The sequence below is a fragment of the Streptomyces acidicola genome (assembly GCF_009377235.1).
Taxonomy (GTDB): domain Bacteria; phylum Actinomycetota; class Actinomycetes; order Streptomycetales; family Streptomycetaceae; genus Streptomyces; species Streptomyces acidicola.
Genome location: NZ_VMNX01000047.1, coordinates 1 through 15680 on the forward strand (window position 1 = coordinate 1; position 15680 = coordinate 15680).

The window sequence follows — 15680 nt, forward strand, 5'->3', positions numbered from 1 at the left end:
CTGATGCGGTGAGGTGAGGGGCGGAAGCGGGCGGGCGCGGGGAGGTCTCAGTGCGTCAGCTTCAGGCCGGCCACGCAGCCGACGATGCCGGCCAGCAGGAGCAGTTTCAGCAAGCCCGCGGATTCACCGTCGAAGAGCATGGCGTACGTCGCGGTGAGCACCGCCCCGATGCCGACCCAGACCGCGTAGCCCGTGCCCACGGGCACCGTCCGGAGCGCGAAGGCCAGACCCGCCATGCTCAGCACCAGCCCGAGCACGAAAACGACGCTCGGCACGGGGCGGGTGAAACCCTCCGATTTGCCCAGTGCGGTCGCCCACACTGCTTCCAGTGCTCCGGACACCACCAGAATGATCCACGCCATGACAGACTCCTCGCGTCGTCTTGTCATGACTGGGTACGGCGCACCTCGTCCAGGAGCCTGTCGGGCTCTGCCACCCACGATCGCACATCGCCCGGAGCCTCGGCACAGCAGCCTCGGTGGCAGGCGCACAGCCGACCGAAAACCGACCCTGATCAGCCGCTGATGCCGGTTAACGTGCTGTTCGACCTTTGGACAGGGGGAAAACAGCATGGTCACCCAACCCGCCGTCGACCTGCAGAAACTCGGTACGGCATTCACCCGCGACCCTTATCCCGTCTACGCCCGGCTCCGTGCGGAAGGGCCGGTTCACCGTGTGCTCGCCCCCAACGGGGAGGAGGTGTGGCTCGTCGTCGGCCATGAGGCGTGCCGGGCCGCGTTCACCGATCCGCGGCTCAGCCGGGACTGGCTGGGGGCCGCGGACATCAAACAGATCAAGAACACCGGGGAGAGCACGCCCGCCCTCATGCACATGCTGATGTCGGACCCGCCGGACCACACCCGGCTGCGCCGGCTGGTGGCCCGGGAGTTCACCCCGCGTCGTGTCGACACACTCGCCCCGCGCGTCCAGGAGATCACCGACGAGTTGCTGGACGCGATGCTGGCGGCACCGGAGCGGCGGGCCGATCTGATCGACTCGTTCGCCTTCCCCCTGCCCATGACCGTCATCTGTGAACTCCTCGGCGTGCCCGAGCTGGACCGGGACGCCTTCCGCGGCTGGTCCAACGAGATCGTCGCGCGGACGAGTCCGGAGCGGGAGGGGCCGGCCTACCAGGCGATGACGGGGTATCTCGTCGAGCTGATCGAGGCCAAGCGGGCGAACGCCGGCGACGATCTGCTCAGTGCGCTGATCCACACCGCCGACGAGGAGGGCGACCGGCTCTCGCAGGACGAGCTCATCGGCATGTCCAGCCTGCTGCTCGTCGCCGGTCACGAGACGACGGTCAATCTGATCGGCAACGGGGTGCGGGCGCTGTTCGCACACTCCGATCAACTCGCCGATCTGCGTGCGGACTTCGGGCTGCTCGACGGGGCGATCGAGGAGATGCTGCGCTACGACGGGCCGGTGGAGAACTGCACGGAACGGCTGGCGCTGGAAGACGTGGTGATGGGTGGTGTGACCATCCCCGCGGGCGCCACCGTCCTGATCGCCATGGCGGACGCCGACCGTGACCCCGAGCGCTTCAAGGAGCCGGACCGGTTCGACATCCGCCGGGACGCCCGCGGCCACATGGCCTTCGGCCACGGCCTGCACCACTGTCTGGGCGCGCCGCTGGCGCGGCTGGAGGGCCGCATCGCGATCCGCACCCTGCTGGAGCGCTGCCCCGACCTCGCGCCGGACGCCGACGAGGCCGTGCTGCCCTGGGTGCCGGGGCTGCTGATCAGGGGCGTGCGGGAACTGCCGGTGCGCTGGTAAGGGAGCGGGAGCTGCGGGTGCGCTGGTGAAGGAGCCGGTACGGCCGATCGCCGGGCCCCGTTCCGGGGTCAGTCGTCGAGGTCCTCGCACAGTTTCCGCAGCACTGCCCCGCAGCGACGTGCGTACGCGTGCTGCAGGCCGCGGGTGGCCGCCCCGCCGGCACGCGTGTACCACTTCGCCGGGCGGCTGAACGCGGTGATGGTCAGCCAGACCGTGCCGTCGCCCGTGCGGTCGAGGACGAAGGCCTCCTCGCCGCACTCGGGGTGGCCGGGGAGGGTGCCGTAGGCCCAGCCCCTGCGGCGGGGTTCGTCCAGAGTCCAGACCACGCGGCAGGGGGCGGTGATGACTCCTCCCAGGGTGACCGTGACATCGACGCCGGGTGCGGCCTCGGGGGCGTCGGTGGTGATGCCCACGCCGACCGCCCGGTGCAGCTCCCAGGTGAACAGCAGACGGGCGGCCCGGTCGAAGACGTCGGTGCCCTCGCCGATGCGGGTTCTGACGTCCAGCGGCCTGAAGCCGGGTGGGCAGTGACCGGAGCGGGTCGCGCCCACGTCCGCGTAGGTGAAGGGACTGTCGGGGGAGTGGTTCTGGGGGAGGCCGTCCTTGGGGGGCATGGGGCCACAGCCTAGGGCGATACCCGAAGCGTCATTCCCTTCGGGTACCGCCCGGGACACTCGGCTACGCGAGGGTCACGCGGTGACGTTCACCCCGGCCCAGGCCGCGTTCACCGTGTTGTACTCCGTGCTGCCGGAGCCGTACAGCGCCGCCGCCGCGTTCAGGGTCGCCGTGCGGGCGCCCTTGTAGTTGGTGGTCGACGTCATGTACTCGGTCAGCGCCTTGTACCAGATCTTGACCGCCTTGTCGCGGCCGATGCCGGTGACCGTGGAGCCGTTCGAGGTGGACGAGTTGTAGGTGACGCCGTTGATCGTCTTGCTGCCGCTGCCCTCGGAGAGGAGGTAGAAGAAGTGGTTCGCCGGCCCCGAGGAGTAGTGGACGTCGATGGAGCCGATGGTCGAGGACCAGGAGTCGCGGGATGCGCCGTCCTTGCTCGGCTTGTCCATGTAGCGCAGCGGTGTGCCGTTGCCGTTGATATCGATCTTCTCGCCGATGAGGTAGTCGCCGACGTCGGAGGAGTTCGCCGCGTAGAACTCCACGGCCGTACCGAAGATGTCGGAGGTCGCCTCGTTCAGGCCGCCGGACTCGCCGCTGTAGTTGAGGCCCGCCGTGTTCGACGTGACGCCGTGGCTCATCTCGTGGCCCGCCACGTCGATCGAGGTGAGCGGCTTGGCGTTGCCCGCGCCGTCGCCGTACGTCATGCAGAAGCAGGAGTCCTGCCAGAAGGCGTTGACGTAGCTGTTGCCGTAGTGGACGCGGGAGTAGGCGGCGACGCCGTTGTTCCTGATGCCGTTGCGGCCCAGGACGTTCTTGTAGAAGTCCCAGGTCACCTGGGCGCCGAAGTGCGCGTCCACGCCCGCGGTCTGGGCGTCGGAGGCGGCGCCCGTGCCCCAGGTGTCGTCGGCGTCGGTGAAGAGGGTGCCGGTGCCGGAGGAGCCACGGTTGAGGTTGTACGTCTTGTGGCTGCCGCGTGTCGTGTCGTTGAGCTGGTACGTCGAGCCCGAGAGCGACGTGCCGATCGTGACTCTGCCGCTGTACTGGCTGTTGCCCGTGCCGGTCTGGACGGCCTCCCACTCGTACAGCTTCGCGCCGGTGGTCGCGTCGGTGATGACGTGCAGTTCCTGCGGGGTGCCGTCCTCCTGGAAACCGCCGACGACCGTCTCGTAGGCGAGGACCGGCTTGCCGCTCGCGGCCCACACCACCTTGCGCGGGGCCTTGTCGGCCACGGACTCGGTGGAGCCCTCCGCCTTGGCGGCCTTCAGGGCCTGCTTCTCGGCCGCGGCCTTGGTGACGTCCGCCGTGAGGTCGGCGACCTTGATGGTGGCCTTCGTGGCCTTGGTGACGCCCGCGGTCTCGCCGGACTCCGACTGGCGGACGACCAGGTCGCCGCCGAGGACGGGGAGCCCGGCGTAGGTGCGCTCGTAGCGTATGGCGGTCGTGCCGTCGGAGTTCTTGATGACGTCGCGGACGACGAGCTCCTCCTTGGCGCCCAGGCCCAGTTCGCCGGCGGTCTCGCTCGCGGCGGCGTCGGCCTTCTTGATCAGGGCGGTGCGCGCGGCCGGCGTCAGGGAGACCGGGACGGCGGCGGCCTTGGTCGTGCCGGAGGGCTCCGTCTGGGCGGAGGCACCGGTGGTCAGACCGGTGGTGAGCAGTGCTCCGGCGGCAACGGCGGTCGCGATGGCCAGAGCGGTGCGCTTGTGACGCGCGTACGAGGGGGTCACACGAGCTCCTTGTGTGGGGGAGCCGGGCGGAATGGGGTGACTGCCCGGCACAGTTGTGAAGTTGCCGTGCTGGTGCGGTGGTTGATGGAAGACTGCACCAGGGGCGCGTACATGTCAGGACCTCGATGTGATGTTGGCTGAAAAGTGACGGCCCGATGAATGTTGCGGCTGCGTGAACCGACCCTGACCTCGGTAAAGAGGCAACCAAGGCGAGTCCTGTGAAGCGCAAAAGAGGGCGCTGCCCAGGGGGTTGGCCCACAGCGACGGCGCCCCCTGTCTCTCAGCCGTCTCTCAGGAAGTCCTGGGAAGTCCTGGGGAGTCCGGACGGCGGCCTACGGGAACGTCAGGCTCATGTGTTTCCTTTGGGATCCGTAGTGATGTGTCGTCCGTCGGTCTCATGCCGTGTGTCCGGTACCGGTGTCGGTGTCGTATCTGAGTGCGTTGTTCGAATGCGTGACCTTTTCGCGGGAGTGTCGTTGATCGGATGACAGCACCACGGGCGGGGAAGGGGGGAGCGGTGAGCCGGAAGCTGCCGCTCGGCGAGGGTGAGACGGCCCGGACCGCCTGTGCCCGCGGGCTGCTGCGTGCGGGCGTGGTGGAGAGGACGGGCGAGGTGCTGTCCGCCGTGGTGCTGGCACAGCGGGTCGGCTGGGTCGCTGATCCGGTGTCCGGCATGGCTGGCGAACTGCTGGCCGAGCACTGGAACGCCGCGGATGTGGCCGTACTCTCCTCGGGTGAGGACGCGGGCGGGCCGGAAGCTGCCGTCGAACGCGTGGATGGCGCTGCGCCGACTGGGCTGGACGGCCGGTCCGGCCGGGGGCGTGACGGTCAATGACCGGATCGTGCGCATGGCCCAGGAGCAGGCCGGGCGCGCTCTGCGCTCGGCCGGCTGGAGGGCCGGGCTGACGTCCGCTGTCCTTGAGACGTGGCCGCGTGATCCGGGCAAGCGCACGCCCAAGGAGTGGGACCAGGTGCGGGAGGCGGCCCTGGGCGGCCGGTGTCTCCCCTCGGGTGTGATCCGCTCCCGCACACGGCAGATCACCGCCTTCGCCGCGAAGAACGGCCGTCTGCCGGCTGATGTGTTCGAGTTGGAGGCTCCGCCCCGGGCCGCGCGGATGCTGCTGCTGTCGGCGTGTGACGGCCAGCAGGCCACCATCGAACGCGGTGAGGGCGACCCGCAACGCGCGCTGCTGCGCCTGCAGCTTCCCAGTCGGCCCGACCCGCGCTCCTACCGGGACTGGACATGGGTGGCCTGCCCCGTCACGCTGCCGCCCACGGTCCCGGCCGGTGCGGTGCTGCACCTGCCCACCCTGCGCCTCGCGGGCGGGAAGGTGCGCGCCGACCTGGCCTACACCCACGTCGTCCCCAAGGCGTCCCGTACTGGCCACACGGTCGGCCTCGGCGTGGACTGGGGCCTGAACACCCTTCTCAGTGCAGGTGCAACCCGGCTGCACGACGACGGGCACATCACCGCGCTCGGACACGGCGCCCAGTTCCGGGCCGCCGGTGTCCTGGCCAGGCAGCACCGCCTGCGGCGCCTGTCGGAACACCTGCACGCCAAGGTCAACCACATCGAGCAGCTCATCGCAGGTGACCAGCGGCACGAGCTGTCCGGCAAGCACGAGGTGCTGCGCGACGAAATCCGCTTCGTGTCCGACCGCAGGTCGCACCTCAACGATGCCCTGGCCTGGGCTGCCGCCCGCTGGACGGTGGACCAGGCCATCGCCGCCCACGCCACGGTGATCTACCTGGAAGACCTGCGGTCGATGGAAGCAGGCGGCATGGGGCGCACCCACAACACCCGCATGTCCCAGACCGTGCGCGGGCAGATCGCCGACCGCATCCGGCATCTGGCCGCCGAGGCCGGGATCGCCGTCGTCACCGTCCCGCCCCGCAACACCGCCAGGCACTGCCCCCAGTGCCTCACCCCCCTGCGGCACCGCAAAGCCCCCGACCGGCCTACCGTAGCGGGCTGGAAATGGGCAATCTGCCCGGACCGCGCCAGATGCGGCTGGCAGGGCGACCGCGACCACGGCGCCTGGCAGCGCATCGCCGCACGCGGCCTCACGCATCAGGCCAAGACCATCACCGACCGGGCCACCGGGCAGATGGTGATCCGCACGGTGGTGGACACACTCGAAACCGCAGCGGTCATCACCGCGACCACCGAGACCAGCCGGGCCGACCGGTCCAAGACCGGCCCCACCCGGCGCCGAACCACACGCCCCGCGCCCAGGCGACGCGGGGCACCCTCCCCCACCGGCCCCTCGGGTCCGGCGGGCAAGCGTCCGGAGGGACACGCACCACCGGGCCGGAGGACACTGCCCCGTGCAGCCCACCGGCACCAGGACGTGACGACGATCAGCACCCCCTCCCCCGGACTTCGTCCGGGAGGACCCCCATCCAGCCGACATCGGCCACGAGGAGCAGCACTGGGCGCGGGATTCCATCTGCACGCTCATGCTTCCCCGCCCAGGTGGGCAGAACTCACACCGGACCCTACGGTTCGCATAGGTTCGCTTAGCTGATCAGAGACGCTCCAGCCGTTGATCCGCCCGATGTCCTGGGCCGCCGTGTCCTGGATCCTCAACTGCCAGGTCCGCTGGGGGACGTCGAATGATGCGTTGACCGAGTTGGCCTCAGAAGCCGTATCTCAACCGAACGTGATCCGTTGATTTCTGCTGGTCAGGCATGGTGTAGCTCGGAATGAGAGAGACATCCGGCGTCTCGTTTCCGCTCCGTGAGCGAGGGGTGCGCGATGGCGTCGGTGCTGGGAATGCTGGAGGGGCGGGAGACAGCGGCCCGTGTGCGGGTGGAAGGGCTACGGGAGGAAGTCGCCTGGTTGGCTGAGGTTCACCCGCCGGTCCAGCTGATCGCGTCGAACAGCTGCCGGTGGCAGTAGCCCTCGGGCCGTCCACCCCGCCCCTGGAACCAGGCCGGCACCGGCAGCAACGGCCGGACGGCCGCCCACTCCGCGTCCGTCATGTCCGACGGATACCGGCGCACCCGGTCCGGATGGTCGGCCGCGTTGCCGTACACGTGCGCGAGGCAATCGCACGACACGGTGGGCGAGTTGAGGTCAACATGCTCGGGCACGTACAACAAAGACAACAGAGCCACCGGGAACCACTCGGAATGGGATCGCACCCCCGAGCTACCTGGAGGGCCTGCTTTCACGCGCGGAAACCGCCGCAGTCACCCGATCGAGACTCCCGTTCGATCGACAGCCTTCGAGATCGGTACGGGCAACAACCACTTACGTGTCGGGATGCTCCGGCAGGGCGAGCCAGTCCGACCAGGAGATCTCGCGGCCGAGGAAGCGCGGCTGCTCGAACGGCCAGTCGGCGGCGATCCACTGCGGCACCAGCGCGTCGAGGGCCTGCTCGACCTTGCTGCCCACCAGCTCGTCCACCACCCACCAGGAGATCTCGCCGTCCGCGCCGGCCCTCTCCGGTGGGTCGATGTAGACACAGCCGAGCAGAGCTGTCTCCGCCGCGTCGAACAGCGCGTAGTTGAAGGACTGGTGTGCGGCGATCTCCTTCTCGTGCCGCAACAGGTCGGCCTGGTCGGCCTCGTAGGTCATGGTGGCCGCGGGCCAGCCCCAGGCCGGGCCGAAGATGGCCCACAGCCGCTCGCGCGAACCCATCACAGCCGGATAGTCGAGCGGGGTGTCCGCCTCCCGGATCGGCCGCAGGTGATGGCCACCGCCCGGCAGCGGTACCAGGACGGGGTGGACGAAGTCATCGGGAAGCCAGCTCATGGCGCCCGACCGTAGCAGCGCGCGGCCGTCCGCTCCCCTGGATTTTCCCCGTATACCGCCAGGTCCTGCTCTCATGCCGGGCAGGGCCCGCGATCACCCGATCGAGACTCCCGTTCGATCGACAGACTCCATGATCGGTATGGCAACGGCTTCTCATTCACGTCGTCCGTCGAGTCGGAGGAGTGGGAACGTTCTTCAGTCGGTATGCCTTGCCGTCCGGGGCCACCCGATCGATGACGAGGTCACCGCGCCAGATGTGCGTGATGTCCACCGCGACCGCGAGGTTCGAGGGCGCGTTGCCGGTGCGGCCGGAGACGGTGATCGACGAGGTGACCGCGCCGCCGTTGTCCGGAATTGATGCGGCGGTCCTGTTCTCGAATGTCGTACCGCCGCCGCTGCCACCGCCGGGCCACGCGCCCACGTTAACGGCCGCCCACGCGTTCTGCACGGCCGTGTACTCGGCGCTCGTCGTGCCATACAGCCGCCAGCCGTCAGCCCGGTGACGGCTTGTCCCCGTGCCACGACCGCCACAGCGCCGCGTACGCGCCGTCCGCCGCCACCAGCTCGTCGTGCGAGCCCAGTTCGGTCAGGCGGCCGTCCTCCATCACGGCCACCCGGTCCGCGTCGTGCGCCGTGTGCAGACGGTGGGCGATGGCGATCACCGTGCGCCCTTCGAGTACGGCGGCCAGCGCGCGCTCCGTGTGCCGTGCCGTCGTCGGGTCCAGAAGCGCGGTCGCCTCGTCGAGGATCACCGTGTGCGGATCGGCCAGGACCACGCGCGCCAGGGCCAGTTGCTGTGCCTGAGAGCCGTCCGTCCGGTGGCCGTCGGAGCCCAGCTCGGTGTCCAGGCCGGCCGGCAGCTCGCCCGCCCAGTCAGCGGCGCCCACCGCGGCCAGCGCCGCCCACAACTCGCCGTCGGTGGCGCCCGGTTCGGCGATGAGCAGGTTGTCCCGGACGGTGCCCAGGAACACATGGTGCTCCTGGGTGACCAGCACGACCTGCCGCCGCAGCTGCTCGGGGTCCAGCGCGGCGATGGGCACCCCGCCCACCGTCACTGATCCGGAACGCGGCGCGTCGATGCCCGCGAGCAGCCGGCACAGCGTGGACTTCCCGGCACCGGAGGGCCCGACGACCGCCAGTCGCTCGCCGGGTTTCACCGTGAGGTCGACCCCGTGCAGCACCTCGCCGCCACGGTCGTACGCGTAACGCACACCGGTCACGTCGATACGGTCGCCCGCCGGAGCCGGAGAGCGGTCGGAACCCGTCCGTGGGGCCCGGGCCAGGCCCTCCACACGGGCGAACGAGGCGCTGCTGGACTGGAGTTGCTCGACCCGCTGCAGAAGCAGGTCCAGCGGCTCGCTCAGCTGCCGCAGATACAACGCCGCGGTGACCACCGTGCCCAGGCTCATCCCGCCCCCCGCGTGCAGCGCGCCGCCCACCAGCAGCACGGCGACCACCGGGATCTCGTACGAGATCTCCACGGCAGGGAAGAACACATTGCGCAGGAACAGGGTCCGCATCCGTGCGCGGCGGGACGTCTCGAGCGCCTCCCGGCTCGCGGTGATCCGGCGCCGCTGCAGCCCGAACGCCTCGACCGTGCGGGCGCCGGACGCGGTGGCCGCGACGATCTCGGCGACCTCCGACGTGGCCGCGCCCTCGGCGAGATAGGCGGTACGCGCCCGGCGCAGATACCAGCGCAGGGCGAACCAGATGCCGACCAGACCGAGACTTCCGCAGGCGCCGAGCAGTGGGTCGAGTACGAAGACCGCGCTCAGGATGAACAGCGCCTGGACCGAGGTGATCAGCAGTTCCGGGCCGGCGTCACGCAGGGTGGTGCCCACGGTGGTGACATCGGCGGTGCCGCGCGCGGTCAGATCGCCCGTCCCGGCCCGCTCCACCACCGAGGCGGGCAGAGCCAGCGCGCGTTCGACGAACGTCTCGCGGATGCGCGCCAGGGTCCGCTCCCCGAAGCGATGTCCCATGTACCGGGCCCATCGGGCCAGCAGGAGTTGCGCCACCGCGCACACCACGATGGCGAGCGCCATCCGGTCCACGACGTCCACACCGCTCCCGGCCCGGACTTCGTCGATGATCCGCCCGAGCAGCCAGGGCCCGACCAGCCCCACCCCGGCGGCCGCCGAGTTGAGGCCGAGCACGACGACGAAGGCTCGCCGGTCGGCCCGGACCAGCCGGAACGCGGCGCGGCGCACCTCGGCGGGTTCGGCGACGGGAAGCTGCGCGCTCACCGGGAGCCCTCCTCGATGCCCGCTTCCGTGTCCCGGGCCACCAGCGCACGGTATTCCGGCTCCTCGACGAGGAGCCGGTCATGGGATCCGGTGGCGGTGACCTTGCCGTCGACCAGGAAGCACACGGTGTCCACCTGGTTCAGCAGCAGCGGAGAGGTGGTGGTGACGACGGTCGTACGGCCCGCGCGGGCGGCGCGCAGCCGGGCGGCGACGGTGGCCTCGGTGTGGGCGTCGAGCGCCGAGGTGGGTTCGACCGCGAGCAGCACCTCGGGATCCGCGAGCAGAGCCCGGGCCAGGCGTACGCGCTGCCGTTGGCCGCCGGAGAGATTGCGGCCCTGTGCGTCGACGGCCGAGTCGAGACCGTCCGGCAGACCCCGCACGATGTCGTCGGCCACGGCCGCGCGCACGGCGCGGGCGATGTCGTCGTCGCCGGCCCCGTGCTCCCGGCGGCCGGAGACCAGGTCGCGCAGCGTCCCGGCGAACAGGTCGGCCTCGTTGTCCGCGACCAGGATCCGCTCGCGCACCTGCGCCAGGTCGATCCCGTCGAGGCGCGTAACGCCCCAGGTGGCCGCCGACTCGGCGTACCGGCCGAGGCGGTCGACCACGGTGGCCAGGTCGCCGGGCCGGGCGCCGACCAGCGCGGTCAGCTGCCCCGGCACCACGCGCACACCGGACTCGGGATCGCACAGCACCGCCTCGGACGACGGCGCGTCCAGCGCGTCGGGGCCACTGGCGACGGGCTCCAGGGCCAGGAACCGTACGACGCGCCGCGCGGCCACCACGCCCCGGCTGAGTTGGTAACCGCACTCGACGAAGAAGGCCACCGGTACCACCAGGACCGCGACATAGCCGTACACCGCCACCAACTCACCGATGGAGATCTCCCCTTGGGCCGCCAGACGGGCGGCCAGCCAGGTCACCACGGCGAGGAACAGCGTCGGCAGTCCGAGGCCGAGGGCCTGCATCCAGCTCGTCACCGACCCGACGCGGTACCCCTGCGCCCGCAGGGCCCCCGAGTCACGCCGGAACGCGTCGGCGAACAGCCCTTTGCCGCCGAGGCCGTTGAGGACCCGCAGACCGCCCGCGAGGTCGCCGATCCGGGCGGTCAGCACGCCCTGCCGCTCGCGGTACTCGGTCTCGGCCCCTTGCAGCCGGCCCATCAGAGGCCCCACGAGTACGGCGATCAGGGGCACCCCGAGCAGCACCACCACGGCGAGTTGCAGCGAGACCGACAGCAGCAGCGCGGCCACGATGCCGTACACGATGATCGCGGCGACACCGGGCCCGACGGCGGTCAGGGAGAAGGCGATCGTCTGGACGTCGCCGACGCCGATCGTGACGACCTCCCCGGCGCCGGTCCGCGCAGACAGCGCGGCCCCGAGCCGGGTCGCCTGGTCGACCACGACCTTGACCGTACGGAAGTTGCCGTCCATCCGGAGCTGGGTCATGGTGCGATGCCGCAGGAGTCCCAGAAAGGCGTTGAGCGTCCCGGCGGCCAGCAGAGCGGTGGTCCAGCCGGCCAGCGCGGCCCCGTCCGAGGGCTCCAGACCGTCGTCGATCGCGCGGGAGAGCAGATACGGCGACAGCGCCAGCAGCCCCATCCAGACGCTGGCGAGTACCGCACCGGCGAGGGATCTCCTCCACTGACGGGTGACCAGCCACCACAGATACCCACCACCACTGCGACAGCCGGGCACCCCCGGATCCCCGTACGCGTCGACCATCCGCCACCCCCTCTTCTCCCGAACGATCTCCGGTCCGACAGGGCCTAGGCGAGGCTCTCCCGCCAGGCGCGATGCAGATCCGCGAACCGGCCCGTGTCCGCGACGAGTTCGGCCGGTGCGCCGTCCTCGACGATCCGGCCGTGCTCCATGACGAGCACCCGGTCGGCGATCTCGACGGTCGACAGCCGGTGGGCGATCACGACGGCCGTGCGGCCCTTGAGCACGGTCGACATGGCGCGCTGGACGGCCCGCTCGCCGGGCACGTCCAGTGAGCTGGTCGCCTCGTCGAGGATCAGCACCGCCGGGTCGGCGAGCAACGCCCGGGCGAACGCGACCAGTTGGCGCTGCCCGGCGGAGATCCGGCCGCCCCGCTTGCGTACGTCCGTGTCGTACCCGTCCGGCAGGGTGCTGATGAAGTCGTGGGCGCCGATCGCCTTCGCGGCCCGCTCGATGTCGGCGCGTGTGGCGTCGGGGCGGCCGATGGCGATGTTCTCGGCGACCGTGCCGGAGAACAGGAACGCCTCCTGGGTGACCATGACGACGCCGCGCCGCAGTTCGGGCACGGCGAGGTCGCGCAGGTCGACGCCGTCGAGGAGGACTCGGCCGTCGGAGGGGTCGTAGAAGCGGGCCAGCAGCTTGGCCAGCGTGGACTTTCCGGCGCCGGTCGAGCCGACGACGGCGACCGTCTGCCCGGCCGGGAGGGTGAGGTCGAAGCGGGGGAGTACCTCGCCGCCGGTGCGGTAGGCGAAGCGCACCCCGTCGAAGACGACCTCGCGGCCCGGGTACGCGGACTGAAGAGCGGGCAGTTCCTTGGGTGTCGACGGCTCCGGCACCGAGGGCGTCTGGGCCAGCAGGCCCGCGATCTTCTCCAGCGAGGCCGCCGCCGACTGGTAGGAGTTCAGGAACATGCCGAGCCGGTCTATCGGGTCGTACAGCCGGCGCAGATACAGCACCGCGGCCGCCAGCACACCGAGGGCCAGCGTGCCGTCGGCCACCCGGTACGCGCCCCACAGCACGATGCCCGCGACCGCGATGTTGGCGACGATGCGCGAGCCGACCACATAGCGGGCCATCTCCAGCATCGCGTCGCCGTTGGTGTGCTCGTGACGCCGGTTGAGCACCTGGAACTCGGCGTCGTTGGCGCTCTCGCGGCGGAACGCGCGCACCGGGCGGATGCCGTTCATCGTCTCGACGAACTTCACGATGACGGCGGCGATCGCGGTGGAGCGCAGCTTGTACACCCGGGCGGCGCGCCGCCGGTACATCCGTACCAGGGCGTACAGCGGGACGAACGACGCCACCGCGACCGCACCCAGAGAGAGGTCCAGCCAGAGCAGCATCGCCGAGATGTAGACGAAGGACAGGATGACGGTGACGAGCTCCTGCAGGCCCTCGTCCAGCAGCTCGCGCAGCGACTCGACGTCCGTCGTGGACCGGGAGATCAGCCGGCCCGAGGTGTAGCGCTCGTGGAAGTCGATGCTCAGCGCCTGGGCGTGCCGGAAGATACGGCCGCGCAGGTCGAGCAGCACATCCTGGTTGACGCGGGCGGCGACGCCGAAGAAGGCGTACTGGAGCCCGCCGGAGGCCACGGCGCACAGCAGATAGGCCACCGCCACCGCGATCAGCGGACCGTGGTCGGCGCGGCGGAACGCGGGTACGGCGCTGTCGATGGCGTACGCGACGAGCAGCGGGCCCGCCTGCACGGCCGCCTGCTGGAGCAGCAGCAGGAACGTGGTGAGGGCGACGCGGGCCTTCATCGGGGCCAGCAGGGAGCGCAGGAGCGTGGCTGTGGCGCCGGGCGGTGTGGGCAGCGCGTCGTGGTCGAACGGGTCGCCGGCGGTGTCCCGTTCGGGGAGGTCCGGGTCGTCGTCGGTGGTGGTCGGCGCGGGCGTCGTGGGCGCCGTCATCGGTGGGCCTCCTCGCGGCCGTCGGCGGTCTGAGAGGTGTGCGGGGTGTCCGCGCCCGACATCAGCCAGGCGTACTCGGCGTTCGTGCGCAGCAGTTCGTGGTGGGTGCCCACGGCGGCGATGCGGCCCCCGGAGAGCAGGGCGACGCGGTCGGCGAGGAGCACCGTGGACGGGCGGTGCGCCACGATCAGCGCCGTGGTCCGGTCGAGTACCTGGCGCAGGGCCGCCTCGACCGCGGCCTCCGTGTGGACGTCCAGGGCGGACAGCGGGTCGTCCAGCACGAGGAAGCGCGGGCGGCCCACGACCGCCCGCGCCAGTGCGAGCCGCTGCCGCTGGCCCCCGGACAGGCTCAGGCCCTGCTCGCCGACCTGGGTGTCCGTGCCCTGGGGCAGCGAGTGCGTGAAGTCGGCCTGGGCGACGGCGAGTGCCCGGTCCAGTTCACTCCTGCCCGCGCTGTCGTCGGCTCCCATCAGCACGTTCTCCCCGACGCTCGCCGAGAAGAGGGTGGGTTCCTCGAAGGCGACGGCGACGAGTTCACGCAGCGTCTGCCGGGGCATCGCGGTGATGTCCCGCCCGTCCAGCGTGATCCGCCCCGATGTCACCTCGTGCAGACGGGGGACCAGGGCCGTGAGCGTCGTCTTGCCGCTCCCGGTCGCCCCGACCAGGGCCATGGACTCGCCGGGGCGGATGTGGAGGTCGATGAGGTCGAGGACGGGAGGGGAGTCCTCGTCGGCGTCGGGATAACGGAATCGGACGTCGTGGAAGCGGAGCCCGGCGTTCGTGTCCGCCGCCCCGCCCGCACCCGCGGCGGCGCCCCCCGTGGTCTCCGACTCCGGCTCCGCGTCCATGACCTCGAAGTACCGTTCCGTGGCCGTGGCGGCCTCCTGCGTCAGCGCCAGCAGGAAGCCGATCGAGTCGATCGGCCAGCGCAGGGCGAGCGCGGTGGACAGGAAGGCGACCAGCGTGCCCGCCGACAGCTCACCGTCCGCGACCTGGATCGTGCCGAGCACCAGCGCCGCGCCGATGGCCAGTTCGGGCAGGGTGATGATCACGGCCCAGATGGCCGAGAGCAGCCGTGCCTTGCGCAGCTCGGTCCCGCGCAGGGTCAGGGCCAGATCACGGAAGGCCCGTGCCTGGCTGCGGTGCCGCCCGAACCCCTTGATGATCCTGATCCCGAGGACGCTCTCCTCGACGACCGTCGTCAGATCGCCCACCTGGTCCTGGGCGAGCCGTGCCACGGTGGCGTACCGCTTCTCGAAGACGGAGCAGGTGACGATGACGGGGATGGCCGGACCCAGGATCAGCAGCCCGAGCGTCCAGTTCTGCATCAGCATGATGATCAGGCCGACCAGGATCGTCACCCCGTTGACCAGCAGGAACGTCAGCGGAAAGGCGAGGAACAGACGGAGCAGCATCAGGTCCGTCGTCCCCCGGGACAGCAGCTGTCCCGAGGCCCACCGGTCGTGGAAGGCGACCGGCAGCCGCTGCAGATGCCCGTACAGATCCGCCCGCATCCCCGCCTCGACGCCCGCCAGCGGCCGCGCCACCAGCCACCTCCGCAACCCGAACAGCCCCGCCTCGGCGAGCCCGAGCAGCAGCAGGTACAGCGCCCCCAGCCACACGCCCGCCGGGTCGCGGTCGGCGATCGGGCCGTCCACCATCCACTTCAGGACGAGCGGGATCACCAGGCCCACGCACGAGGCGAGGATCGCGACCGCGGCGGCGCTGAACAGCCGGGCGCGGACGGGCCGTACATACGGCCACAGACGCAGGAGAGTACGGACGGTGGACCGGTCCGAGGGGTCCTTGGCGGGTGCGGGTTGTGTGGGCATCACTCGGAGCGTACGGACCGGCACTGACACTGCCCACCGAGTTTTGGCCGGAGCGGATTCGGTCCCCCGCCCTACGACCCGTATGTTCGAGGCACTCGT

The 15680-nt window shown here is 70.8% G+C and carries 11 protein-coding genes, 2 pseudogenes and 1 riboswitch; of the genes and pseudogenes, 3 read left to right on the plus strand and 10 right to left on the minus strand.

Translation table 11 applies throughout. The features are described from left to right. Positions 1–47 precede the first annotated feature (47 nt). Positions 48–362 carry a DMT family transporter gene (locus tag FPZ41_RS15285; RefSeq protein ID WP_152862947.1) on the minus strand — a complete coding sequence of 105 codons (315 nt, stop codon included), beginning with the start codon at positions 360–362 and terminating at the stop codon, positions 48–50. Between the two features lie 9 nt (positions 363–371). Next, a riboswitch (guanidine-III (ykkC-III) riboswitch) is annotated at positions 372–433 on the minus strand. A 137-nt stretch (positions 434–570) separates the two neighbouring features. On the opposite strand from FPZ41_RS15285, the gene FPZ41_RS15290 reads away from it, so the two are divergent. After that, on the plus strand, positions 571–1776 hold the full coding sequence (locus FPZ41_RS15290; RefSeq protein WP_152862949.1) for a cytochrome P450 family protein: 1206 nt from the start codon (positions 571–573) through the stop codon (positions 1774–1776). A 68-nt stretch (positions 1777–1844) separates the two neighbouring features. Here the strand turns inward: FPZ41_RS15290 and FPZ41_RS15295 are convergent, their stop codons facing one another. After that, positions 1845–2390: a DUF1990 family protein gene (locus tag FPZ41_RS15295; RefSeq protein ID WP_152862951.1), complete on the minus strand. Its 546-nt coding sequence runs from the start codon at positions 2388–2390 to the stop codon at positions 1845–1847. A gap of 75 nt (positions 2391–2465) precedes the next feature. Next, positions 2466–4112, minus strand: a complete 1647-nt coding sequence (locus tag FPZ41_RS15300; RefSeq protein ID WP_322620261.1) for a M4 family metallopeptidase — start codon at positions 4110–4112, stop codon at positions 2466–2468. Between the two features lie 517 nt (positions 4113–4629). Here FPZ41_RS15300 and FPZ41_RS48265 point away from each other — a divergent pair. Both FPZ41_RS48265 and FPZ41_RS15305 read left to right on the plus strand, forming a co-directional pair. Beyond that, positions 4630–4947, plus strand: a complete 318-nt coding sequence (locus FPZ41_RS48265) for a hypothetical protein (protein ID WP_228022748.1) — start codon at positions 4630–4632, stop codon at positions 4945–4947. Then, positions 4889–6640: a zinc ribbon domain-containing protein gene (locus tag FPZ41_RS15305; RefSeq protein WP_228022749.1), complete on the plus strand. Its 1752-nt coding sequence runs from the start codon at positions 4889–4891 to the stop codon at positions 6638–6640. The genes FPZ41_RS48265 and FPZ41_RS15305 overlap by 59 nt, the downstream gene beginning before the upstream one ends. Before the next feature lie 337 nt (positions 6641–6977). Here the strand turns inward: FPZ41_RS15305 and FPZ41_RS50560 are convergent. The 7 genes and pseudogenes from FPZ41_RS50560 to FPZ41_RS15345 all read right to left on the minus strand — a co-directional run. Beyond that, positions 6978–7097: pseudogene (locus tag FPZ41_RS50560) on the minus strand (transposase); the annotation flags it as partial. Between the two features lie 271 nt (positions 7098–7368). Next, on the minus strand, positions 7369–7872 hold the full coding sequence (locus FPZ41_RS15320; RefSeq protein WP_152862955.1) for a GNAT family N-acetyltransferase: 504 nt from the start codon (positions 7870–7872) through the stop codon (positions 7369–7371). A gap of 71 nt (positions 7873–7943) precedes the next feature. Then, positions 7944–8401 (minus strand): annotated as a pseudogene (locus FPZ41_RS15325) (proprotein convertase P-domain-containing protein); the annotation flags it as partial. Then, positions 8364–10118, minus strand: coding sequence for an ABC transporter ATP-binding protein (locus tag FPZ41_RS15330; RefSeq protein ID WP_322620262.1), 1755 nt, complete (start codon positions 10116–10118; stop codon positions 8364–8366). The gene FPZ41_RS15330 and the pseudogene FPZ41_RS15325, both read right to left, overlap by 38 nt. Next, entirely contained in the window at positions 10115–11842 is a 1728-nt protein-coding gene (locus FPZ41_RS15335; RefSeq protein WP_152862957.1) for an ABC transporter transmembrane domain-containing protein, read from the minus strand. The genes FPZ41_RS15330 and FPZ41_RS15335 overlap by 4 nt, the downstream gene beginning before the upstream one ends. Positions 11843–11886: 44 nt before the next feature. Next, complete coding sequence (locus FPZ41_RS15340) at positions 11887–13749, minus strand: ABC transporter ATP-binding protein (RefSeq protein ID WP_152862959.1); 1863 nt, start codon at positions 13747–13749, stop codon at positions 11887–11889. Continuing rightward, positions 13746–15581, minus strand: coding sequence for an ABC transporter ATP-binding protein (locus tag FPZ41_RS15345; protein WP_152862961.1), 1836 nt, complete (start codon positions 15579–15581; stop codon positions 13746–13748). The genes FPZ41_RS15340 and FPZ41_RS15345 overlap by 4 nt, the downstream gene beginning before the upstream one ends. Positions 15582–15680: the final 99 nt, after the last annotated feature.